The organism is Pelosinus baikalensis, from assembly GCF_020819555.1.
Taxonomy (GTDB): Bacteria; Bacillota; Negativicutes; order DSM-13327; family DSM-13327; genus Pelosinus; species Pelosinus baikalensis.
Genome location: NZ_JAJHJB010000002.1, coordinates 1 through 22451, shown reverse-complemented (window position 1 = coordinate 22451; position 22451 = coordinate 1). Strand labels below are relative to the sequence as shown.

The following is a 22451-nucleotide window of genomic DNA, read 5'->3' as shown; positions in this document are numbered from 1 at the left end:
GAATTGTAATCACAAAGGAGTGAAAGTGAATGCGCGTTACCAATAATATGATGAGTACTCAATTCCTATCAGGTTATCAGACAAGCTTATCACGCATGAGCGATATACAAGAGAAAATCGCTGCATCCAAAAATATCAATCGGCCTTCCGATAATCCAGTAGGGGCAGCACGTAGTCTTCAATTTACGGCTGCTGCCAGTGCAAATGAACTATTTACACAAAATGCAAATGATGCAATTTCCTGGATGAAAACGAGCGATACCAATTTATCAGGGATCGTAACGACTATGACCAATATAAAGACTGCAGTATCCAGTGCTATTTCGGCAAATCCTACCAGTTCCTATGATGCCATTGCAAAGCAAATTGATCAGATGATAAATGAACTAGTGTTAGCTGGAAATGCTCAAGTTGGTGGTCGTTATGTTTTTAGCGGGCAAAGCGATAGTGTTGAACCTTTTACCCGAGATGAGACTACTGGAGTGGTGACGTATAATGGCACTTATAATGGACAGAGTGGCGTAGCTACTGCTGGAACGATAACGATGCAAATTGTTCCAGGAGATGTTAATACATCTCGTGATAAAATTAATTTAGATGGATCAGAGGTATTTGGTGCAATCGATACAGTGACAGGGTCCCCTAAAATATTTCAAGACTTATTAACTATTAAGAAGCATTTAGAAGATATTCAAACGGGTGCGAATGGTGTTACAGCAGATACTTTGTCAAGCGATTTAGGAACGATTGATGCAGATATGGATTATATTATATCTGGACAGACGACAATTGGAGCAAGGCAAAAATCTTATCAAACGATTTCAACGCGTTTAGTAGTGGATGCTACGACCATTGCGACGGATGCTACCAATAACGATGGTTTCAACGTAGCTAAGGCAAGTATTGAATCGCAATTAGCTCAGAATGCTTATAATACACTGCTGTCAGTTGGGGCTAATGTATTACCAAAGTCCTTGGCTGATTACTTATAATTGAGAATATAGCTGCAGTGAGAATAAGATGAAGGAGGGCAATACAACCTTGAGACCAATCGAAATTCAAATTCATCAGGTATCGGGACAACTAGGGCTAAATATTACTCAGCCGAATATAAATTTGAAAATCACCGCACCGGATATTGAAATGAAAACAACACCTGTCAATCTCGATTTAACAATTGAACCTCCTGAAATCTTCATTGATTCTAGGGCCTCTTTTGATAGCATGGGACTACAAGGGGTGTATTCCTTCGGGAATTCTCTTGCCGAAGAGGCAAAACAAGCTTGTGTCCAGGGAATTGAACAGCGGGTATCTGTGATGCATCAAATGGAGGATCCTCATAGTGGCTCCATTGGACAAATTATTGCGGCGGCCAGTAAACCTCGTGAAAAGCAGGTGGTGATTGGTCTTTCTCCGTCAGTAGGACCCGACATTACTGCAAAGTTAGGAACCATAAAAGGAACTTACACTTCTGCTCGCATCGATGCTACAGTAAAGGAAGGTACGATCACCAATAACTTTACTTGGGGCAAAGTGGATATTTACATGGAACGTGAACCGTCAATTGATATTAGAACATAACCGGAGGGTAAATTATGGATAAAAAAATACACTTTCCCAAAGGATTAATCGGCTTGGAAAATTATCATGATTTTATACTTTCAGAGCTGCCGGATCAGAATCAGTTCTGGTTACTCCAAAGTTTAGAAGATGAGCATTTTGGATTGGTGATTACCAATCCATTTTGGTTTATACCCGACTATGACTTTGAACTAATGGAGTCTGAAATAGGACAAATAGGAGCAAAAGAACAGTTAGACGTTTTTGTAACAGTAAACGTAGCGGCAATTCCTGAGAATATTACTGCAAATCTGATGGGACCTATTATAGTGGATCAAAATGCTGGTATTGGATTCCAAACATTAGTTTCAGATAAAAAATATACGGCACAATACAAGTTGATGTCTGCAAAAACGGCAGGGGGTTAATGATATGTTAATTTTAACCCGCAAAAAAAATGAAACATTGCGCATCGGTAATGATATACTGGTAACCATTGTAGATGTACAGGGAGATCAAGTTCGTTTGGGAATTACAGCACCACGGAATGTGTCTATCTTACGACAAGAATTATATGAGGCTGTTCGAGACTCCAATGCTCAGGCTGCTTTGACGGTGCAAAACGTAGATGTACTGTCGCTACTAAAAAAAATGCCGAAAAAAGATGAAAAAGAGTGAAATAGGTAGATATAAGCTGATTAAATGAGAAAAAGAAAGGAAAAATGATAAAATTAATAAAAAAACATTGAATATAGACAAAAATTATCCTTAATATACTAGGAAAAGGTTACGATATATATAATAACAGTACAAAAATACTGAATGACTTAGCTGGCCAGCGGTCATATTATTGTAGGCAAGGATGCCACAATTAAAATTCAAGGAGGAAATTATAATGAGTGTAGTTAATACTAATATCGCTTCTTTAAATTCTTGGAGGAACCTTCAAGCTAGCCAAAGCAGCATGAATAGTTCTTTGGAAAAATTATCTTCAGGTAAAAAAATCAACAGAGCTGCTGATGATGCTTCCGGTTTGGCTATCAGTGAAAAAATGACTGGTCAAATTAATGGTTTGGATCAAGCGGCTCAAAATTCGCAAAATGCTATTTCTTTGATTCAGACTGCTGAAGGTGCATTGAACGAAACAACTGCTATCATCCAACGTATGCGTACCTTGGCTATTCAGTCAAGAAATGATACGAATACTGATACTGATCGTGCACAAACACAGAAAGAAATAACCCAATTGATTGCGGAAGTTACACGTATTGCTGATACTACTGAATTTAATACTAAAAAATTAGTAGATGGTTCAGCTACTAGCCTTGTTTTCCAGATTGGTGCGAATTCAGGTCAAACAATTTCAGTGAAAATTGCTAGCATGGGTGCAACTGCTTTGGGTATTAATGCTGTTACCCTTGCTACTGCAGCTGGTGCTTCCGCTGCTATCTCTTCACTTAATGCAGCTCTTAGTAAAGTTTCTTCTACTCGTGCTGATTTGGGTGCTGTTCAAAATCGTTTAACACACACAGTAAATAACTTACAAGTTGCATCTGAAAACTTGAGCTCTGCACGTTCTAATCTTCAAGATACTGATATGGCAAAAGAAATGGCTAACTACAGCAAACAGCAAGTACTGATTCAATCTGGTACTGCAATGCTTGCACAAGCTAACCAATCTTCACAATCAGTTCTTAAATTATTACAGTAATAACCACTATAAGGATTATGACTAAAACCGGCCGGCTAATATGCCGGCCGGTTTTTAACAATAAAGGAAGGGTTGCCTCATGAAAATTGATCAGGTTAACTCATTTGGAACGATGCAAACTCTAGAGAGCAAAGTTGATAATGTTGGAAACAGTAAAACAAAAAATGTTGAAGCTGTAGATTCAATCCAACTGGAAGAAGCGGTAGGTGTATTAAATAACAAAGCAAAAGAAGAAAATTATGCTGTGCAATTTGCTATTTACAAAGATACAAATCGTATCATTGTTCAAGTAGTAGATAAGATTAATCATCAGGTGATTTCTACATACCCCCCAAAACAAATCCTGGAAATGGCACGAATGGTTGATCAAGAATTCAAAGTGCTGGATAAAAAGATTTAAAAAGAAGGTGAGAATATGGCTTCTGTTTCCTCAACGACTCTTACATTGTCTACAACTTCATCCTCTGCCCTTGGTAAAACCCATTTGAACTCTACGGTTGGCGGTCTGGATATTGATGCTTTGATTAGTGCTACAATTGCTGCAAAAAGTTTACCTATCACTCTTTTGCAAAATAAAAATGCAGTTCTACAATCGAAGATCAATGATTATACAACAATAAAGACGACTTTAAAAACGTTGCAATATGCGGCAAAGGATCTGACATATGCCAGTAGTTTTACGGGGCGGAAGGCAACTTCGTCAGACGAAGATGTGGTGACGGCCAGTACGACAAATGGTGGAACTACTGGGAGTTATAAAATTAACGTAAAAAAAATGGCTACGATTACAAGTAATACAAGCTCGGAGATTACAGCTACTGATGGTAAAGATTCGAGTGGTACTAAGGCAACGTTAACAGGGGGAAGCGCTTTTGATACTGCTAGTCTTAACACACAGATAGATGGATCTACGATTAAGTCTGGTAACTTTTATATCAATGGAAAAAGCATTGCTGTAACTTCAACAGATACCATTAATACGATAGCAAATAAAATTACAGCTTCGGCAGCTGGTGTAAAAGCTACTGTAAAGGACGGCACGATTACTCTTACGCAGAATACCGTGGGGGCAGATGCAAAGATTACCTTAGGAGAAGATACCACTGGTTTTTTAAGTGCTGCTGGTTTAACATCGGGTGTTGCAGTTGCTGGGGTTGATTCTGTCGATAAACGGACACTAGGTGATGCTTTTGGCACAAATTTAACATCGGGATATTTTTCAATTAATGGGACTTTTTTCGCTGTTGATTCGAGTACCGATACAGTGGAGTCTATCGTCAAAAAAATCAATGCTTCCACAACAGCCGGCGTCTCGGCTTTCTATGATTCTACCACTCATAAAATATCATTAACGTCTAAAACAGCTGGTGATGAAGAGATAACCTTGGGAACTTCCTCTTCAGGAGGCACCGATTCTTCGAATTTCTTAGCTCAAGTCGGATTAGTGCAAGGTAATCAAGTGAAGGGTATTAATGCTCAAGTAACGGTAAACGATGTAGAAGTAACTCCTACAAATAATAAAATAACATATCAAGGAAATACGTTTACTCTTGTGGGGGAAGGAACTTCAATTATTTCGGTAACTGACGATATTGATTCTATGGTGACAAAGGTGAAAAACTTTATTACCGCTTACAATGCTGCGATGGATGCCGTTATCGGCAAAATGACGGAAGAAGCCGATTCCGAATCCACAGATGCATCTGTAGGGAATCTGTTTGGTGATTCGACTCTAAGAGGCATTGAACAATCCTTGAGGGACTATAGCTCAAAGGTGTTATCTTCACAATCAACTTCAATGCAGCAACTTTCACAAGTTGGCATTACCACGGGCACAGCTGGAGTATACGATATAGCCCAAGTTCAGAGTGGACATTTAGAGTTGGATGAGACCAAACTTCGTGCAGCTTTAGCATCTGACCCTAGTGCCGTGGAATCACTTTTTGGTAATACAAATGTTAATGTGGACGCTGAGGCAGTTGGTACAGGTGACGGTACTACAAAGACATATACGCTGAAGCACGGCACTGACATCATTGGGGACCCTGTTGTTAAAGTTGGTGGTGTTGTTTATACCTTAGTAAATGCTGCTGATCTTAAACCATACAACCCATCTCCGACAGATGGCTCTACGCCGGTGACTACCCGTCAATTTTCTTATGATAGTACCACTGGGAAAATAACTTTCGCTGATGCTCCCATCGGAGCGATAACTGCTGATTATGACTATGATGTCAGTTCAGGGAGTAATGCGGGGATTTTTGTACAGATGAACTCTCTATTAAACAGTTATACTAAATATGATGGTGTGATTGATACTTCCATTGGGGCAAATGGATATCTAGCAAAAACTATAAGTTATAATAGTGATCGCATTACCGATTTGAAATATCGTTTGTCTCAAGAACAAGCTACTTTGTATACGAAATATCAGAGCATGCAGACAACGTTGCAAGGTCTTCAATCCCAAGGAAGTTATATTACGGCACTGCTTGCAAGTTTGACAAAAAGTAGCAGTAGCAGCTAATTAATAATTGGTATTATTTCAATGGTCAACTATAAGTTGACCATTGAAATAATAAATAATGTTCACTATTGTCTAGTTGTATCAACTTTGGAGGAACATATGTGTAATTATTTGCATGAAGAATTGCTCAAGTTGCTGGCCCAGCATGAAACGTCTTATGCTAAGCCGATGAATTCCCAGGATATTGGTAAAATATTAAAAGTGACACCGTCCTATATTCGCAGCCAAGTATCTCAATTAGCTAAAACAAGACGAGTGGGAGTGCGAAGAGGGAATGGTGGTGGTTATTACTTGATAAAAGAGGAGATACAGCAAAATGGAACTAGCGAGTGAAAATAAAAGGCAATTTGATGAATTAGGTACCGTATTAATGGACATGAAAGATTATTTGTACAACCTTGAGCTAGGATGCCAAAGGTTGTCGGTTAGGTTCCATGAAGTAGATAAGTCACAACCAATAGAAAACTTGACTCAGGTTATGGAAGGCTTAGGTTATTATCAAAAATTATTGAAGTCAGCAACGATTTTACTAGACATAGATTTTTCTGAAGCTTTACATGAAAAAATATCGGTAGCCTCATTATTCGATCGCTTAGGTCAGATTTTTACTAGTATTTTTGAAGCAACAGAAAATGAGGATTTCTCATTATTGACGGATATCATAGAATATGATTTAATTCCTATTATCTCTATTTCTCAAGAAATGTTAGGGGAAGTGCAGGGACGATATGAGGAAAGGATTATATAGATTGTGATAAAAGAGATGCTAAATGTATGGGAAGATAGCAACTGGGCTGCATATAAAGAACGTTACGGTATTGATAAATTTGAACCTATAACCAATCAAGAGCAAATTGAAATTATGAATAGCCGTGTAGGCTTACCGACTGTAAGAGTTAAATCATCCAATGATAAATGGGTTTTTTTACATAGCTCTGTTGATCCTGTAAAAGAAGCGCAGAAAATTGCGGCTACCGTTTCTGGTGATCCAGGCAAGGTGATTGTTATTTACGGATTTGCATTAGGTTATTTGGTAGAAGCATTGCTAGAAACCGTAGATGAAAGAAATCCATTATTTATCATTGAGCCGGATTGTGATTTATTTTGTGCAGCAATGGCAGCCAGAGATTTACGTCATTTGATCTCTTCTGAACGAGTTTATATTGTTGCAAGTGATTCAGCTGTCCAAATTAAAGCTGAGTTCTTTCTTGTGTATGATGCGGCTAAGTATAAAGAAATTGTTATGACTGGATTAGTTGGGCATCAGACTGTATATGCTGATGTTTATGCTCATTCTGCGAAATATATTAAAGAAATTGTTAATGCCAAGCTACTTAATCTGGCAACCATGATTAAAATGGGTCCATTATTTGAGTCGAATGCTTTATTGAATCTTGCAGATTATTGCACTCATCCCGGAGTAGCATCCCTATTTAATTGCTTATCAGGTATGCCGGCCATTATTGTATCAGCAGGACCATCCTTGAATAAAAATATTCATTTACTAAAAGAAGCAAAGGGTAAAGCTGCTATTTTTGTGGTGGGGACAGCCCTTAAGGCATTGGAGAAGTGGGGAATTGAGCCGGATTTTATTTTTAGCATTGATCCACAGCCACTGAATTATGAACATTTCAAGGGTGTCGATATGGGAGGAGCCGCGTTAGTTTCTGAAATACAATCCAATCATATGATTTTTGAAAATCATCAGGGACCTATTTTTGTGTCTGGCGATGTAACTATACTTAAATGGTTTGACGATAGTATCGAAATCAAAGGGAAGATTGAAAGTGGAGGATCGGTAGCCAATAATGCTATGACAGCGGCTTATAAAATGGGAGCGAATCCTATTGTTTTAGTTGGACAGGATTTAGCGTATGCGCGAGATGGACATTCTCATGCTTCCGGGACAAATTATGAGAATCTTGTTTACTCTGGAGACGAAAATTACGCATATTTTCCTATAAAAGCCAATGATGGTGGAGAAATTCTTACAGATCGTTCTTTTTATCAATTCCTTACTTTCTTTGAAAATTGGATTGAAAAATATCCTGAACGTGAGTATATAAATGCTACGGAAGGCGGGGCCTTTATCCAAGGAACAAAAATTATGACCTTAAGAGAAGTCCTTGACCAATATTGCCAGAAAACAGTGGATGTGCAGAAAGTGGTCCAGGAAGCACAAGATGCATTTGAATTACCCAATTTAGAACCTGTACTGGAAAAGCTGGAACTGCGTTTACAAGATACGAACAAAATCATTCTTGAAGCGAATAATGCTATTAAACGTCTGAAACAATTGGAAAAAGCTTGCGAGGCTAGGCAGGCAAAAAAAATGCAGCAGCACTTAAAGGCAATTAATAAGATATATATAAAATTTGAGAATGACCCATATATCCGGGAAGTGGCAGAGAGCTTTGCCCATCGTGATATTCATGGTGTAATGTCTCGAACCCATGCGGCAGAGTATTCAGAGAAGGATGACTTTCATGCTGCTATTGCTGACTATAACATATATTATAAGAAAATTATTGGAGGGTTGAAAGCAGTAGAGGAATTACTTCATCGCTCTATGGAAAAAATTAGGGGGAAAATGTGTAATGGTCAATAATCCATATGATTACTATAAGCGTACACAGGTAGAAACAGCAAGTCAAGGAAGATTAATCCTTATGCTTTATGAAGGTGCTTTGAAGAATCTGCGTAGTGCACACAATAGCATTAACCATAAGGACATAAATAGAGCTCATTGTATGTTGATGAAAACCCAGGATATTATCAGGGAATTAAATACTACATTAAACATGAATGCCGGTGAAATTTCGCAGAATCTCCGCAATTTATATCTGTATATGCTTCAACGCTTGGTTGAAGCTAATGTGTCTAAAGACAATGAGAAGATTGAAGAAGTAATTGACTTATTAACCACATTAAAAGGAGCTTGGGATACTATCATTTTAAAAAATAAAGCAGTTATTGCACCTTGATGGAGGATTAAAAATGCAATATAAAGAAAAAGAGTTACATTTTATAAAACATTGTAATAATTTATTGCGTTTATCGGCTGAGCAGTTAGTGGCGATTAAAGAGGAAAAATCAGATGTGATTAATGAATTAACCATACAAAAACAAATGGTCATAGATGGTATTTCCGATCTGCAAAAGGAGCTTGATATTAGTAACTGTCACTTAGATATTAAAGAAAAACTAAAGGCTACATTGAAAAAAGTCACTGGAATTGAAAATGAGAGTCAGCAAATAGTACGTGAACGTTGCGCAAGAATTAGTAAGCAAATGCTAGCCAATCGCAAAGAAATGAGTATTCAACAGGCATATGAAGAGGGGCCATTTCAAGTTCAAGGAACCTTGTGTAATATAGAAAAATAAAGAAATAATCGAGGTGAATCCATGTTTAACAATAAATCTATTCTTATCACTGGAGGGACAGGTTCCTTTGGTAAGTGTTGTATCAAAACTATATTGGAGAGATATAGCCCTAAACGATTAATTGTTTTTTCCCGTGATGAATTGAAACAATATGAAATGCAACAAGAGTTCAATGAACCCTGCATGAGATATTTTTTAGGTGATGTAAGAGATGCAGAACGGCTGAAACAGGCTATGCGAAGTGTGAATTATGTGATTCATGCTGCAGCGTTAAAACAAGTTCCGGCTGCTGAGTATAATCCTATGGAGTGTATTAAGACCAATATTAACGGAGCAGAAAATGTGATCAAGGCTGCGATTGATAATGGCGTAGAAAAAGTAATTGCTCTATCAACAGATAAAGCGGCGAATCCCATCAATCTTTATGGAGCAACAAAGTTGGTTTCCGATAAATTATTTGTAGCAGGCAATAATATTGCGGGAGGACAAAATACTCGTTTTGCAGTTGTTCGCTATGGTAATGTGGTTGGTTCCCGTGGTTCAGTTGTTCCTTTCTTTAAAAAGTTAATAGCAGAAGGCGTAAAAGAAATGCCTGTCACCGATCTTCGCATGACACGGTTTTGGATAACGCTACCTCAAGGGGTTGAATTTGTACTACAATCCTTCCAGAGGATGTATGGTGGGGAGATCTTCGTGCCTAAGATTCCTTCAAGCCGTATCTCAGATTTAGCGGAGGCTATTGGACCGAATTTTCCAATTAAAGTGATTGGTATTCGTCCAGGTGAGAAATTGCATGAGATTATGTGCCCTAACGATGATTCTCATTTGACTTTGGAATTCGCAGATCATTATGTAATTCGCCCATCTATTACCTTTACGACACCTATTGATTACAGTACCAATGCTGTAGGAGAAAAAGGATATTGTGTGGAAGAAGGATTTGAATATAATTCAGGTACTAACCCTCAGGTTTTGACTGTAAAAGAGTTGCAGGAGATGATTTAACATGAAGACTATACCATACGGTAGACAAGATATTAGTCAAGTTGATATTCAAGCTGTCGTTAATGTATTACAGTCTGATTGGTTGACACAAGGACCAGCCATCGAGCAGTTTGAAAAAAAAGCAGCTGAATATTGTGGTGTCCAATATGCTGTAGCAGTAAACAGTGCTACTTCTGCATTACATATTGCCTGCATGGCAGCTGGTCTAGGGCAAGGTGATATATTATGGACATCACCTAACACTTTTGTTGCATCTGCTAATTGTGGTCGCTACTGTGGCGCCGTTATTGATTTTGTTGATATTGATTTTCGTACTTATAATATGAGCGTGGAAAAGTTGGAACAAAAATTAGTAAAAGCTAAAACCGATGGCAAACTACCTAAAGTAGTTGTTCCAGTGCATTTTTCAGGTCAGTCTTGCGAATTGGAGCGAATTTATGAGTTAGCCAAGGAATATGGTTTTATAGTTGTTGAGGATGCATCCCATGCCATTGGTGGTAGGTACAAAGAACAAAAAATTGGTTCTTGCGCCTATTCTGACATGACGGTGTTTAGTTTTCATCCGGTTAAAATTGTTACCACTGCTGAAGGTGGTATGGTATTAACGAATAAGCCAGAACTTTATGAGAAATTGATTCAATTTCGTAGTCATGGTATCACTAGAAATCCAGAATTGATGACTGAGGAAGTGCATGGCCCGTGGTATTATCAGCAGATTGATTTAGGTTATAATTATAGGATGACAGATATACAAGCAGCTTTAGGACTTAGCCAAATGGATCGTTTGGATGAATTCGTAGCAAGACGGCAGGCTATAGCTAAAAAGTATAATGAAGAATTACAAGGTTTGCCACTCATATTGCCATGGCAGCATCCAGATACCTATTCAGCATATCATTTATATGTAATTTGCTTAGAAGAAGATAAAATAACAAAAACTCATAAACAGGTATTTGAAGAATTACGCCAAGCCGGAATTGGTGTGAATCTACACTATATACCTGTACATACTCAGCCGTATTATCGCCATTTGGGCTTTGAATGGGGTGATTTCCCTGTCAGTGAATACTATTATTCCACTGCAATCAGTATCCCCATGTATTCAGCTATGACAGAAGAAGAACAGGATAAAGTCATTCATACGATAAAAGAGGTTTTATCATGAAAACTGTAATTATCGTACAGGCAAGAATGACGTCAACTCGTCTTCCGGGGAAAGTTCTAAAGGCTGTTTTAGGTAAACCCTTATTAGAGTATCAAATTGAACGACTTAGACGTATAGAATCAGCAGATGAAATTGTGATTGCCACAACTACCAATGATACGGATCAGCCGATTGTTGACTTATGCAACCGGCTTAATCTGCCGTATTTTCGCGGCTCGGAAGAAGATGTTTTAGCCAGATATTATGGAGCAGCTATAGAGCATAGGGCAGATGCCATTGTGCGCATCACGTCAGATTGCCCAGTAATTGATCCGGGGGTTATTAATAGTATTATTGGTTTCTATATTGAGAATAAAAATCAATATGATTATGTTTCTAATAGTTTAAAGCGAACTTACCCTAGGGGGATGGATACTGAGGTTTTTAGTTTTCATTGTTTGCAGGAGAGTTTTAAAGAAGCCCAAGCAGGGCCTGATCGAGAACATGTGACGCCTTTTATTTACAATAACCCATCTCGCTTTCGTCTTGCCAATGTTTCGCACATAGAAGATCAAAGCAAATATCGTTGGACAGTTGATACTCCTGAAGATTACGAATTAATAAGAAGGATTATTGAAAATTTATATCCACTAAACCATAAATTTACATTAGAGGATATATTACAATTATTTCAAAAGAATCCAGGGTGGTTTTTGATCAATAGTCATGTTGAGCAAAAAATATATGGAAAGTAGTTGGCTTACATCAAAAGAATAGGGTGGATGCTGTGCATATTATTATCAGAACAGATGCTTCCGTTAAAATTGGGTCTGGTCACATTATGCGGTGTCTGACACTTGCCGATGCCTTAGCTGCGAAAGGCGCGAAGATTGTATTCGTGTGCCGTGAACTGCCTGGCAATATGTGTGATTTTATCATGAAGAAAGGTTATACAGTTTGGCGGATGCCTTATCACAACGGTTATAACGCAGATGTGACATGGTCAAGGGTGGAAAGTTTAATTGATGCACAAGAAACAATAGAAATATTAAAACAAAAATGCGAGAAATTTGACTGGCTGATAGCTGATCATTATGGCATCGAACGGGAGTGGGAAACCGCAATGCGACCATACAGTAAGCAAGTTATGGTTATTGATGATTTGGCCAACCGGGAACATGATTGCGATGTTATTTTAGATCAAAATTTATATACAGGAATGGAATCACGTTATGATTCATTAATACCTTCCGAGTGTAAGACGTTTTTGGGACCAGAGTATGTATTACTTAGACCGGAATTTATTAGAGAATATTTTAAAGGGTGTATTAAAAGTAGAACCGGAGATATACATAATATTCTAATATTTTTTGGCGGCAGTGATGCGACCAATGAAACGAAAAAGGCACTGGAAGCAATAGTTGCTATAAACAACCCTAATATTTGCACAAATGTAGTTATCGGGTCTTCTAATATTTATAAGGATGAAATAAAAAAAAGTTGCAGAGAAATTAGGAATTGTTTTTGCCATTGTCAAGTTAGCAATATGGCGCAATTAATGTCAGAAGCAGATTTAGCAATTGGCGCTGGAGGTACTACAACCTGGGAGCGCTGCTTTTTAGGTCTGCCGGCAATTACAGTTTGCATTGCGGACAACCAAAGAGAACTTCTTCAGACTGTGGAAAAAAAGCATGCTATATTAAATCTTGGCTGGTATAAGAACGTTATAAATAAAGATATACAAAATAGTATTCAGTATCTCTTGAACAATAAAATAGTAGTACAAAATATGAGTATTCAAGCTTCTGATATCATGGGTAATTCCTTAGCAAAACAGCAAGATGTATTACAAGCTTTGATGGGAGATCAATATGTTTAACAAGGCAGATTTTTCATTAAGAAAAATAACAGAAAATGATTTGAAAGGGGTTTTAAAGTGGCGAAATTCTGATCATATTCGCAATAATATGTTTTCCGATCATATGATTACTTTAGAGGAACATTATAAATGGTTTAATAAAATAAAAGAAGATAATTGCAATCTTCATTTGATATTTGAAAAACAATCCGTTTCTGTTGGCATGACATATTTCACAGATTTTGATATTTCTAATCAAGTATGTAGCTGGGGATTTTACTTGGGAGAAAAAAGTTTGCCAAGAGGAATGGGGACAGTATTGGGTTTTTTATCACTTGAATATTCATTTGAAATCCTTGGCATAGAAAAATTGTGTGGAGAAGTTCTAGGATTTAATATACCTAGTATAAGGCTATTCCAAAGACTTGGCTTTAAAGAAAGTAGTGTACGTCAGCATGTATATAAAAGTCACTCCTATCAAGATGTTGTGTTGTTTGAAATGTTGAAAGAAGAGTGGAAACAGCATAAAAGGAGAATCTTTAGTGAGATATTTTATAATACGGGAGAGTAGTACATATGAGGTGCGTGATTGCCAGTAGTAATATCCTGTACAATGACATTCCAGACAATTTAAAAGAAATCTATAATGACTTCGAATTTATTTTAATAGATAAAAAAGAGGATCTAACTTTTGATAATTTGGAAATAATTGACCCTAACTATATCTTTTTTCCACATTGGTCTTATCTGATTCCAGAAAATATCTTTATGAACTTTCAATGTGTTATCTTTCATATGACTGATGTTCCATTTGGTAGAGGTGGTAGTCCCTTACAAAACTTAATTGCGCGAGGAATATATGAAACCCAAATAACTGCGTTAAAGTGTGAAATGGGAATTGATTCAGGGCCAGTATATATGAAAATGCCATTATCTCTATATGGGACAGCAGAAGAAATATTTTTGAGATCAAAGCCCATTATTGAGAAAATGATAATACATATTATAGACAATAAGCCGTTTCCATCTCCACAAGACGGTAAAAGTGTATTTTTTCCTCGACGTAAGCCAGGGGAAAGCAATATGGAAAATTTAACTGAAATTGAGCAAGTTTATGATTACATTCGTATGCTTGATGCTGAAGGATATCCAAAAGCTTTTTTTGAAACAAAAAATATGAGATTGGAATTCGAAAGAGTGTCACTTAAGAATGGATATTTAGTGGCGGATGTAAAAATTAAAAAAAAGGAGAACTAAAATGAATAAATCAGTACTAGTGATAGCGGCCCATCCTGATGACGAGGTATTGGGATGCGGAGGAGCTATTGCTAAACATGTACGAGAGGGGGACGTAGTCAATGTAGTAATCTTGGCAGAAGGTCTCACTAGTCGTGAACAGAAGCGAAATCGTGAATTGTTAAAGATGGAACTAAATGAATTAGCGGCAAGCGCAAGAAAGGCAAATGAAATACTGGGAGTATCATCACTTACAATAGGGAGTTTTCCAGATAATCGTATGGATGGCATAGAAAGACTTGATGTAATAAAAGAAATTGAAAAATATATAAGCCAATTTATGCCGGATATTATCTATACACATTATGGTGGTGATGTCAATATTGATCATAGAGTTATTTATGACGCCGTTGTTACAGCATGTAGACCTGTTCCCCAGTATTGTGTAAAACAACTCTTGTTTTTTGAAACTCCATCAAGTACAGAATGGCAGATTCCTAATCCATCATCTCATTTTGGACCTAATTGGTTTGTGGATATATCTGGTGTTATAGATTTAAAGAAAGAAGCATTAAGTGCATATGCATCTGAAATGCGCGATTGGCCACATCCTCGATCTATTCGGGCAATAGAATATTTGGCCTTTTGGAGAGGAGCTTGTATAGGAGTTGAGACGGCTGAGGCGTTTGTTTTAGGACGCAATATTACGTAAGGATTAAGGAGCATTGTTTATGATTCAATTTGCAAAAATTAAAATTGGTAAAGAGTATTCTCCATTTGTGATAGCCGAAATGTCCGGCAACCATAATCAATCACTGGAACGGGCACTTTCAATTGTGGATGCTGCAGCAGATTGTGGTGTTCAGGCGTTAAAGCTCCAGACATACACAGCTGATACGATGACTATTGATATAGATGATAAAGAATTTTTTATTGATGATCGTAAGAGCTTGTGGCAGGGCAATTTTCTTTACAAATTATATCAGGAAGCTTATACACCTTGGGAGTGGCATAAGCCAATTTTTGATCGCTGCCGTGAGCGAGGAATAATTGGGTTTAGTACTCCTTTTGATGAAAGTGCTGTTGATTTTTTAGAGTCTCTGGAAGTACCATGCTATAAAATAGCTTCTTTTGAAATGACAGATTTGCAGTTGATTCGAAAAGTAGCTGCTACTGGCAAGCCCATGATCATATCTACGGGAATGGCAACAGTGGCAGAGATTGATGAGACAGTACGGGCAGCTAGACAAGGGGGATGTCAGGATCTTATTTTGCTTACGTGTACTAGTACGTATCCCGCCACTCCAACCAATACCAACTTAATGAAGATTCCTCATATGCGGGAATTATTCTCCTGCCAGGTGGGTTTGTCAGATCATACCATGGGGATTGGTGCAGCGATTGCAAGTATCGCATTGGGAGCTACTGTTATCGAAAAACATTTTACGCTTTCAAGGGCCGATGGTGGTGTAGATTCCGCTTTTTCGTTAGAACCTGCAGAAATGGCAGCGTTGGTTACAGAAAGCGAGCGTGCTTATCAGGCACTGGGACAAGTTAGTTATGGTCCGAGTCAAGCAGAACAAGCATCTTTACAATATCGAAGATCCTTATATGTAGTAGAAGATATACAGGCAGGAGAATTATTTACTAAGCACAATGTACGCGCTATTCGACCGGGATTAGGTCTGCCAACGAAATATTTAGATTTAGTCATTGGCCGAAAAGTAAAAGAAGATGTGCGGCGAGGTACACCTGTGAGTTGGGAAATACTATGATGCTATAGTGTTTTGGATATGGTAAGGATTGATAGGAATTGTATTAAGTGAAAGAGGGTTTAGAATGAGTGGAAGGATTCTATTGTTTAAAGGTTTATCACAATATGATGTAGTTCGAGGTTTCATTGAGGATCTGGCTACAGCTTTTCGTACCTTAGACAAGGAAGTTTTAGTTATTGATTTGGCTTCAGAAAATCATAATGTCCAACTGCTTCAAGATGCTTTTAGTAAAGAGTGTGATTTTGCATGTGGTTTCAATTTAAATGGGTATGATCTTGGTATTGGTCAGGAAGGAATAAAATTTTTAAAAGATGTAGGAATTCCCTATATAGGAATTTTTACTGATAATCCTTTATATCATTCTTTGAAGTTTCGTTTAGTTGATAATGTTGGTATGCCGGATAATTTTTTGATTACTTGCGTGGATAAACATCATTTAGAGGTTTTGGAGTATTGCAGTAAGGTAAGCTTTAGTAGTTTTTTACCTCATGCAGGATCGTATAGAGATGATGTTGATAGATATAGAAATATGGAAAGCAGAACCAAGGATGTTGTTTTTTGTGGTTCCTATAGCAAACCCAATATTTCATGGACAAATCATCCAATGAAACCTTTACTGGATGATATCGCAGATTTTATGTTGAGCTCAGAAAGTATTCAAGTACAAGATGCGTTGCAGCAGGCTTTACAGACAAAAAATTATGTTCTAAGCCCAGAGTTTTTTCAACGGATATTAGATGTAGTCGTGCATGTTGATATTTATGTTAGAAATGTGAGGCGAACAAGGATGATTGCTGAATTGGCTGATGCAGGGATCAAGCTGAGTATATATGGTAATGGATGGGAGCAATTGTCTTGTACGAAACCTTTTAAGGTCTATAAAGCTGTGAGTTTTGACGAAGTGTTGAAAATCATGGCAGATACTAAAATTGTTCTCAATCTTGTAGATAGCTTTTCTTATGGCTCTCATGAACGAGTATTTTCTGCTATGCTTAACGGCGCAGTGGCATTAACTGATGTAAATGGGTATTGGCGGGATGAGTTTGTAGAGGAGAAGGAAATAGTCACATACTCAATGTTGCAATTAAATAAATTACCACTTAAAATTACTGAGTTGCTATCGGATTTGTCACGGCTTAATGCTATTGCGCATGCTGGGCAAGAAAAAGCGAAACAAAGCCACACATGGAAAGCACGGGCCCAGGAGATTATCAAGCTCGTTCAAATGTTGAATGGATTTCGCTTACTAAAGAGGTAAGACAATGAAAATATGTTTAGGTATGATTGTAAAAAATGAAGAGAATTACCTTAAAATTGCTCTAAATAGCGCATTGAAACTTACTGACAATGCTGTGGTTGTTGATACTAGTTGCCACAGCTAAAACAATTGATATTTTAAAAAGAGTTTGGTCAGCGGGTTGAGATAAGGCATTTTCAATGGATCAATGATTTTTCAGCAGCAAGGAACTATTCTCTTGAAGACATAGATGCTGATTGGATATTGGTGCTTGATGGGGACGAAAGACTGATTTGTGATGCTCAAAAAATACGAGAAAAACTTATTAGTAGTACAGTTGATGGTTATGACTTTGTAGAGGAATCACATATGAGCGGAGGCGCTAAAGGGAAAGCAATGGCGTATATAAAGAGGGAATGGACGAATATAAGAAATTCTTAAGTGAGAATGGATTGCTTCGTGCCTCGCAATGACATACAGTGTATCGATACTTTTTTATTGAGACTTGCAATTTACTTCTAATAAGCTTATAATATAGGTTAAGAACCTATTGCTTAGGTCTGTGGTTGAAAGTCGAGGCCAGTCGCAGGCGAAACGATCCACATAAGGAGTCCAAAGTGGCTCTGAGCATGGTGCGGTTTAGGGGTAAGTCCTGCCGAGTTATTAGCTACGTCAGCTAGATTCGAGAGTGGCAGTAGTGAGGAGATTGATTTCTTATTAGCGAACCTTCCAGCAGGCGGGTGTGGGGGCAAAGACCAGGTCAGCTAAGCAGTGTGGTCCTTTAGAATTCATAAGGTGAGGGGATTTCTTTAATGGCTTTTCAGGACAAAACTCTAAAATGTAAGGACTGTGGCGTAGATTTTGTGTTTACAGCAGGAGAGCAGGAGTTTTACGCAGAAAAGGGATTTGAAAATGAGCCTGCACGTTGTCGCGAGTGTCGCGATGCGAAAAAACGCAGTCGCGAAGGTGGCGAACGTCAAACATCGCAACGAGAAATGCATGAGGTGGTTTGTGCTGGATGTGGTATTACTACACAAGTGCCATTTAAGCCTCGTAATGATAGACCGGTTTATTGCCGGGATTGCTTCACAGCGCAAAGGTCATAAGTACGTAACACTCGGATGAGAAATCATCCGAGTTTTTTGTTATTTGTTTAATGCAAGATAAAAATACTTCTAGAACAACATTGACTAAATATGCATAAATAATGTATAATTATAAAGAGATTGAGAATGTAAGCAGGAGGGTTATTCTATGTCAAAGAAAATTATGTCATTACTAATTATAGTGGTGCTGATTGCATCATTTGGTTTGGTTGGGTGCAGTAAAGAGGGAGCATCAACTGTGAAAGTATTGAAAGTGGGTACAGATGCAGGTTTTGCTCCATTTGAGTTTCAAGATGAAAAATCAAAAGAATATGTCGGTTTTGATATGGATTTGATTAAAGCCTTAGGCAAACAAATGGGTTATGAAGTACAAATTCAAAATATGAATTTTGATGGACTCATTCCTGGTTTAGAAGTGAATAGCATTGATGCAGTTGCTTCCGGTATGACCATTACAGAAGCTAGAAAGCAAAAAGTGAATTTTACGAAGCCTTATTATCAAGCTGGATTAACCATCGTAGTGAAAAATGACAATAATGCTATTAAGAACTTTAAAGATTTAGAAGGCAAGAAAATTGCAGTGCAGATTGGTACTACTGGCGCTGCAGAGGCAAAGAAGATTAAAGATGCGCAAGTTCGTGAGTTTAATAATGCTCCCGAAGCGTTTATGGAATTAAAAGCTGGCGGTGTTGATGCCGTTGTGAATGATAAACCTGTTAACGAATATTATATTGCCCAATCAGGCAGCAAAGATGCCAAAACTGTTGGCGAGCCTCTGCAAGCTGAAGAATATGGGATTGCCGTTGCCAAAAAGAATACAGAACTAGCAGGTAAATTGGATAAAGCTCTTGATGAGCTGAAAAAGAATGGCGAGTATGAAAAAATATACGTAAAATGGTTTGGCAAAAAGCCAGGAATATAAGCTGATAAAAGTATAATGTATACATTGCGGGACTGGGTGAAAACCGGGTCCCTTTTGCTATATTCTATAAAAAAACTATTGACTAAATATCCAAGACATATGTATAATTATGAACATTACAAGATTACAAACAAATAGCAGGAGGGAAGAAAAAATGTCTAAAAAAATACTATCTTTGTTCGTAATTGGGATATTTATCCTATCGTTAGGTCTGGTTGGCTGTGGTAAGCAGGAAGCGAAACCGGCTAAAGTTTTGAAAGTCGGATCGGAAGCGGCTTTTGCTCCCTTTGAGTTTCAAGATGAGAGTACAAAAGAATATGTAGGTTTTGACATTGATTTAATTAAAGCCATTGGTAAGCAAATGGGTGCCGAAGTACAGATTCAAAATATGGGATTTGATGGATTGATTCCTGGTTTAGAGGCTAACAGTATTGATTTGGCTATTTCAGGAATGACGATTACAGAAGAACGAGCCAAAAAAGTAAGCTTTTCTAAGCCTTATTATAAATCTGGTTTGACGATGGTTGTAAAAAGTGATAATACGAGTATTAAGTCTTTCAAAGATTTAGAAGGTAAAAACATTGCTGTTCAATTAGGTACTACTGGCGCAGATGAAGCTAAAAAAGTAAAAGATGCACAAATTCGTGAGTTTAACAGTGCTCCAGAAGCATTTCTAGAGCTTAAGGCTGGTGGCGTCGATGCCGTTGTAAATGATAAACCGGTTAATGAATATTATATTGCAAAAGCTGGTGGTAAAGATGCTAAAATGGTTGGTGAACCTCTAACTGCTGAGGATTATGGTATTGCGGCTTCAGCTAAGAATAAAGAGCTAATTGCTCAAGTTGATAAAGCATTGGAAGAATTAAAGAAGAACGGCGAATATGAAAAAATTTACGTAAAATGGTTTGGTAAAAAACCGTAATCGAATCATCGTACATAATGACAAAAAGAACACACCCCGTCACTGCGTGCCACCCCTCTCAAGAGGGGATTTTTTTATTCTTCGCATCTTCGCGTTTCAAAAGGTTTTTAAAAAATTGCTCAAAGAGTGGACATTTGGTAAAGTGTATTATTTTGATAATACAAAAAATGCTTGATGATTCAGAAAAAAGATGTAAAATAGTAGAAGGTAAACAAATAGAGTTGTTATGGGAGGTTATTTGATTGTCGAAAAAAATGCTGAGTTTGATGGTAGTCGGAATTTTGGTATTATCTTTAGGTTTAGTTGGCTGTGGTCAGAAGGCTGCAGATACGAACAAGGCCAAAGTGCTTAAAATTGGTGCAGAGATGACATTTCCACCTTTTGAGTTTCAGGAAGAGGGCAGTAAAGAATATGTCGGCTTTGACATGGATTTGGCAAAAGCAGTGGCAAAGCAAATGGGCTACACTGCAGAAATTCAAAACATTGGTTTTGATGGTCTGATTCCTGCATTGGAAGCAGGCAACATTGATATGATCGTTTCCGGTATGAGCATTACAGAAGAACGTAGTAAAAAAATAGCGTTCTCCAAACCTTACTATAAATCTGGTTTGTCCATTGTAGTTAAAGGAGATAATAATTCGATTACAAGCTTTAAAGATTTAGAAGGTAAAAGAATTGCTGTACAAATTGGCACCACAGGTGCTGAAGAAGCTAGAAAAATAAAAGATGCGAAAGTACGGGAATACAATAGTAATTCCGAAGCATATATGGAACTAAAAGCTGGCGGTGTAGATGCAGTAGTGAATGATCTGCCAGTGAATGAATATTACTTAACGAAAAGCGGCGAGAAAAATGCCAAAATTGTTGGCGATATCGTGAATGCCGAGGAATATGGCATGGCTGTAACTAAGAAAAACACGGAGCTAGTGGAAAAAGTAAATAAGGCGATCGACGAATTAAAGAAAAACGGCGAATATGAAAAAATTTATGTGAAATGGTTTGGTAAAAAACCACAACTATAAAAATAATGAAGAGGCTGCCTCAATCGTTTATTGAGGCAGCCTCCACTTTTTCCTTACCATACGAGAGGAAACTTATATCCCGAACATAACTTCCGAATCATCTCCATCATTTTCTTTATCGATGCCTCCGATATTAAAACGATAGGATAAGCCCCAATAAAAACCATCACATTTTTTATCGTTAAACTTTGAAATCCGGTAAGTAAAATTGGTTTTTAAATCATCGGTTAGCTTATAATTTAATCCCACTTGTGATTCGCGGAAATGACTACCAATGACCTGGGAAGCATAGTAATCCCAGTCTTCATTGAGAATGCCGCCAGTTGCTCCTCCCCAAAAAGGCTTACTATGAGAATCCATCGATACATTGCCGACAATGAATCGAGAGCTAGGACCAAAATTAAATTGGGCATAGGTTTCAGTTGCTTTGTAACCAGCAGAACGCCAATTACTCTTTTCGAATCCAACTGTCAGTGAATGTGTAATTTTATAATCAAAGTTATAATTACTCCCACTATCACTACTGTTATGAATCATGAAGTCTACATTAAGATCTCCAATTTCCAAATTTTTAACTGGAGCAGCCAACGCGGTGCCAAGCATTAGATAGGTGCAAAAAAAAGATACCGCAGCTGTTTTTGTTCTTTTTTTCAACATGAAAAGATCCCTCCTAAAGATTTTAATGAACTTTCAATTACATCAATTATCGCTGTTCTACTTTGTTTTTTGCTTTGAAAATAAAAAGGCTGCTATGAGGCAAATTCTTTAGAGATCATAAATAAAACCCTTTGTGTCCTTTGCGTCTTTGCGGTTCCGGTCTAACCCCCTATTTTTAGACATGAGCCTTAACGAACCTCATTCAATCGCACAAATGCTACTGATTACAATTCAACTACTTTTAAATGCAATTGATTTTTTAAAAAGAGTTGATAACACTCTGACGGTGTCCTATATTTCAAGCTAGAATGAATACGAACTTCATTATAAAACCGAATGTGATCATGAACCACTTCATAAGCTTCTGCAAATGTTAGGAATTCAT

27 protein-coding genes are annotated in these 22451 nt (G+C 37.6%); 25 read left to right on the top strand and 2 right to left on the bottom strand.

The window, feature by feature from the left end; all coding sequences use genetic code 11:
* The first annotated feature begins 29 nt into the window (after positions 1-29).
* The 25 genes from flgL to LMF89_RS01430 all read left to right on the top strand — a co-directional run bounded on the left by flgL (position 30) and on the right by LMF89_RS01430 (position 21409).
* The gene (gene flgL / locus LMF89_RS01550) at positions 30-992 is read left to right on the top strand and encodes a flagellar hook-associated protein FlgL (RefSeq protein WP_229533577.1); all 963 of its coding nucleotides are present in this window, start codon (positions 30-32) and stop codon (positions 990-992) included.
* 49 nt (positions 993-1041) lie between these two features.
* Complete coding sequence (locus LMF89_RS01545; RefSeq protein ID WP_229533576.1) at positions 1042-1581, top strand: DUF6470 family protein; 540 nt, start codon at positions 1042-1044, stop codon at positions 1579-1581.
* Positions 1582-1595: 14 nt separating this feature from the next.
* Positions 1596-1988 (top strand): flagellar assembly protein FliW, encoded by a 393-nt coding sequence (gene fliW / locus LMF89_RS01540; RefSeq protein WP_229533575.1) that lies wholly within the window; start codon positions 1596-1598, stop codon positions 1986-1988.
* Between the two features lie 4 nt (positions 1989-1992).
* Complete coding sequence (csrA, locus tag LMF89_RS01535) at positions 1993-2238, top strand: carbon storage regulator CsrA (protein ID WP_229533574.1); 246 nt, start codon at positions 1993-1995, stop codon at positions 2236-2238.
* 217 nt (positions 2239-2455) lie between these two features.
* Positions 2456-3271 carry a flagellin N-terminal helical domain-containing protein gene (locus LMF89_RS01530; RefSeq protein WP_229533573.1) on the top strand — a complete coding sequence of 272 codons (816 nt, stop codon included), beginning with the start codon at positions 2456-2458 and terminating at the stop codon, positions 3269-3271.
* Between the two features lie 79 nt (positions 3272-3350).
* Positions 3351-3671 (top strand): flagellar protein FlaG, encoded by a 321-nt coding sequence (locus tag LMF89_RS01525; protein ID WP_229533572.1) that lies wholly within the window; start codon positions 3351-3353, stop codon positions 3669-3671.
* A gap of 15 nt (positions 3672-3686) precedes the next feature.
* Positions 3687-5798, top strand: a complete 2112-nt coding sequence (gene fliD, locus LMF89_RS01520) for a flagellar filament capping protein FliD (RefSeq protein WP_229533571.1) — start codon at positions 3687-3689, stop codon at positions 5796-5798.
* A 99-nt stretch (positions 5799-5897) separates the two neighbouring features.
* On the top strand, positions 5898-6131 hold the full coding sequence (locus LMF89_RS01515; RefSeq protein WP_229533570.1) for an Rrf2 family transcriptional regulator: 234 nt from the start codon (positions 5898-5900) through the stop codon (positions 6129-6131).
* Positions 6115-6546, top strand: coding sequence for a DUF8042 domain-containing protein (locus tag LMF89_RS01510; protein ID WP_229533569.1), 432 nt, complete (start codon positions 6115-6117; stop codon positions 6544-6546). Before LMF89_RS01515 ends, LMF89_RS01510 begins: the two co-directional genes overlap by 17 nt.
* A 3-nt stretch (positions 6547-6549) precedes the next feature.
* Positions 6550-8406, top strand: a complete 1857-nt coding sequence (locus LMF89_RS01505; RefSeq protein ID WP_229533568.1) for a motility associated factor glycosyltransferase family protein — start codon at positions 6550-6552, stop codon at positions 8404-8406.
* On the top strand, positions 8396-8782 hold the full coding sequence (fliS, locus tag LMF89_RS01500) for a flagellar export chaperone FliS (protein WP_229533567.1): 387 nt from the start codon (positions 8396-8398) through the stop codon (positions 8780-8782). The genes LMF89_RS01505 and fliS overlap by 11 nt, the downstream gene beginning before the upstream one ends.
* Before the next feature lie 13 nt (positions 8783-8795).
* The gene (locus LMF89_RS01495; protein ID WP_229533566.1) at positions 8796-9182 is read left to right on the top strand and encodes a flagellar protein FliT; all 387 of its coding nucleotides are present in this window, start codon (positions 8796-8798) and stop codon (positions 9180-9182) included.
* A gap of 21 nt (positions 9183-9203) precedes the next feature.
* On the top strand, positions 9204-10187 hold the full coding sequence (gene pseB, locus LMF89_RS01490; RefSeq protein ID WP_229533565.1) for a UDP-N-acetylglucosamine 4,6-dehydratase (inverting): 984 nt from the start codon (positions 9204-9206) through the stop codon (positions 10185-10187).
* A gap of 1 nt (position 10188) precedes the next feature.
* Complete coding sequence (gene pseC / locus LMF89_RS01485; RefSeq protein WP_229533564.1) at positions 10189-11352, top strand: UDP-4-amino-4,6-dideoxy-N-acetyl-beta-L-altrosamine transaminase; 1164 nt, start codon at positions 10189-10191, stop codon at positions 11350-11352.
* Positions 11349-12086, top strand: coding sequence for a cytidylyltransferase domain-containing protein (locus LMF89_RS01480; RefSeq protein WP_229533563.1), 738 nt, complete (start codon positions 11349-11351; stop codon positions 12084-12086). Before pseC ends, LMF89_RS01480 begins: the two co-directional genes overlap by 4 nt.
* 32 nt (positions 12087-12118) lie before the next feature.
* On the top strand, positions 12119-13210 hold the full coding sequence (pseG, locus tag LMF89_RS01475; RefSeq protein ID WP_229533562.1) for a UDP-2,4-diacetamido-2,4,6-trideoxy-beta-L-altropyranose hydrolase: 1092 nt from the start codon (positions 12119-12121) through the stop codon (positions 13208-13210).
* Positions 13203-13760 carry a UDP-4-amino-4,6-dideoxy-N-acetyl-beta-L-altrosamine N-acetyltransferase gene (gene pseH, locus LMF89_RS01470; RefSeq protein WP_229533561.1) on the top strand — a complete coding sequence of 186 codons (558 nt, stop codon included), beginning with the start codon at positions 13203-13205 and terminating at the stop codon, positions 13758-13760. Before pseG ends, pseH begins: the two co-directional genes overlap by 8 nt.
* A 5-nt stretch (positions 13761-13765) precedes the next feature.
* Positions 13766-14446 carry a formyl transferase gene (locus LMF89_RS01465; RefSeq protein WP_229533560.1) on the top strand — a complete coding sequence of 227 codons (681 nt, stop codon included), beginning with the start codon at positions 13766-13768 and terminating at the stop codon, positions 14444-14446.
* A 1-nt stretch (position 14447) separates the two neighbouring features.
* Complete coding sequence (locus tag LMF89_RS01460; RefSeq protein ID WP_229533559.1) at positions 14448-15137, top strand: PIG-L deacetylase family protein; 690 nt, start codon at positions 14448-14450, stop codon at positions 15135-15137.
* Between the two features lie 19 nt (positions 15138-15156).
* Positions 15157-16200, top strand: a complete 1044-nt coding sequence (pseI, locus tag LMF89_RS01455; RefSeq protein WP_229533558.1) for a pseudaminic acid synthase — start codon at positions 15157-15159, stop codon at positions 16198-16200.
* Between the two features lie 64 nt (positions 16201-16264).
* Positions 16265-17458, top strand: a complete 1194-nt coding sequence (locus LMF89_RS01450; protein ID WP_229533557.1) for a glycosyltransferase family protein — start codon at positions 16265-16267, stop codon at positions 17456-17458.
* Positions 17459-18249: 791 nt separating this feature from the next.
* On the top strand, positions 18250-18543 hold the full coding sequence (locus LMF89_RS01445) for a zinc-ribbon domain containing protein (RefSeq protein WP_229533556.1): 294 nt from the start codon (positions 18250-18252) through the stop codon (positions 18541-18543).
* A 148-nt stretch (positions 18544-18691) separates the two neighbouring features.
* A complete protein-coding gene (locus tag LMF89_RS01440) occupies positions 18692-19465 on the top strand; it encodes a basic amino acid ABC transporter substrate-binding protein (RefSeq protein ID WP_229533555.1) in 774 nt (257 codons plus the stop codon).
* Positions 19466-19619: 154 nt separating this feature from the next.
* Positions 19620-20387: a basic amino acid ABC transporter substrate-binding protein gene (locus LMF89_RS01435; protein WP_229533554.1), complete on the top strand. Its 768-nt coding sequence runs from the start codon at positions 19620-19622 to the stop codon at positions 20385-20387.
* A 242-nt stretch (positions 20388-20629) separates the two neighbouring features.
* On the top strand, positions 20630-21409 hold the full coding sequence (locus tag LMF89_RS01430; protein ID WP_229533553.1) for a transporter substrate-binding domain-containing protein: 780 nt from the start codon (positions 20630-20632) through the stop codon (positions 21407-21409).
* A 72-nt stretch (positions 21410-21481) separates the two neighbouring features.
* On the opposite strand, the gene LMF89_RS01425 is transcribed toward LMF89_RS01430, so the two are convergent.
* Together LMF89_RS01425 and LMF89_RS26120 are read right to left on the bottom strand one after the other, a co-directional pair.
* The gene (locus tag LMF89_RS01425; protein ID WP_229533552.1) at positions 21482-22066 is read right to left on the bottom strand and encodes a hypothetical protein; all 585 of its coding nucleotides are present in this window, start codon (positions 22064-22066) and stop codon (positions 21482-21484) included.
* Between the two features lie 224 nt (positions 22067-22290).
* Positions 22291-22451, bottom strand: a 161-nt coding sequence (locus LMF89_RS26120) for an integrase core domain-containing protein (protein ID WP_369412554.1), incomplete at its 5' end; no start/stop codon positions are given.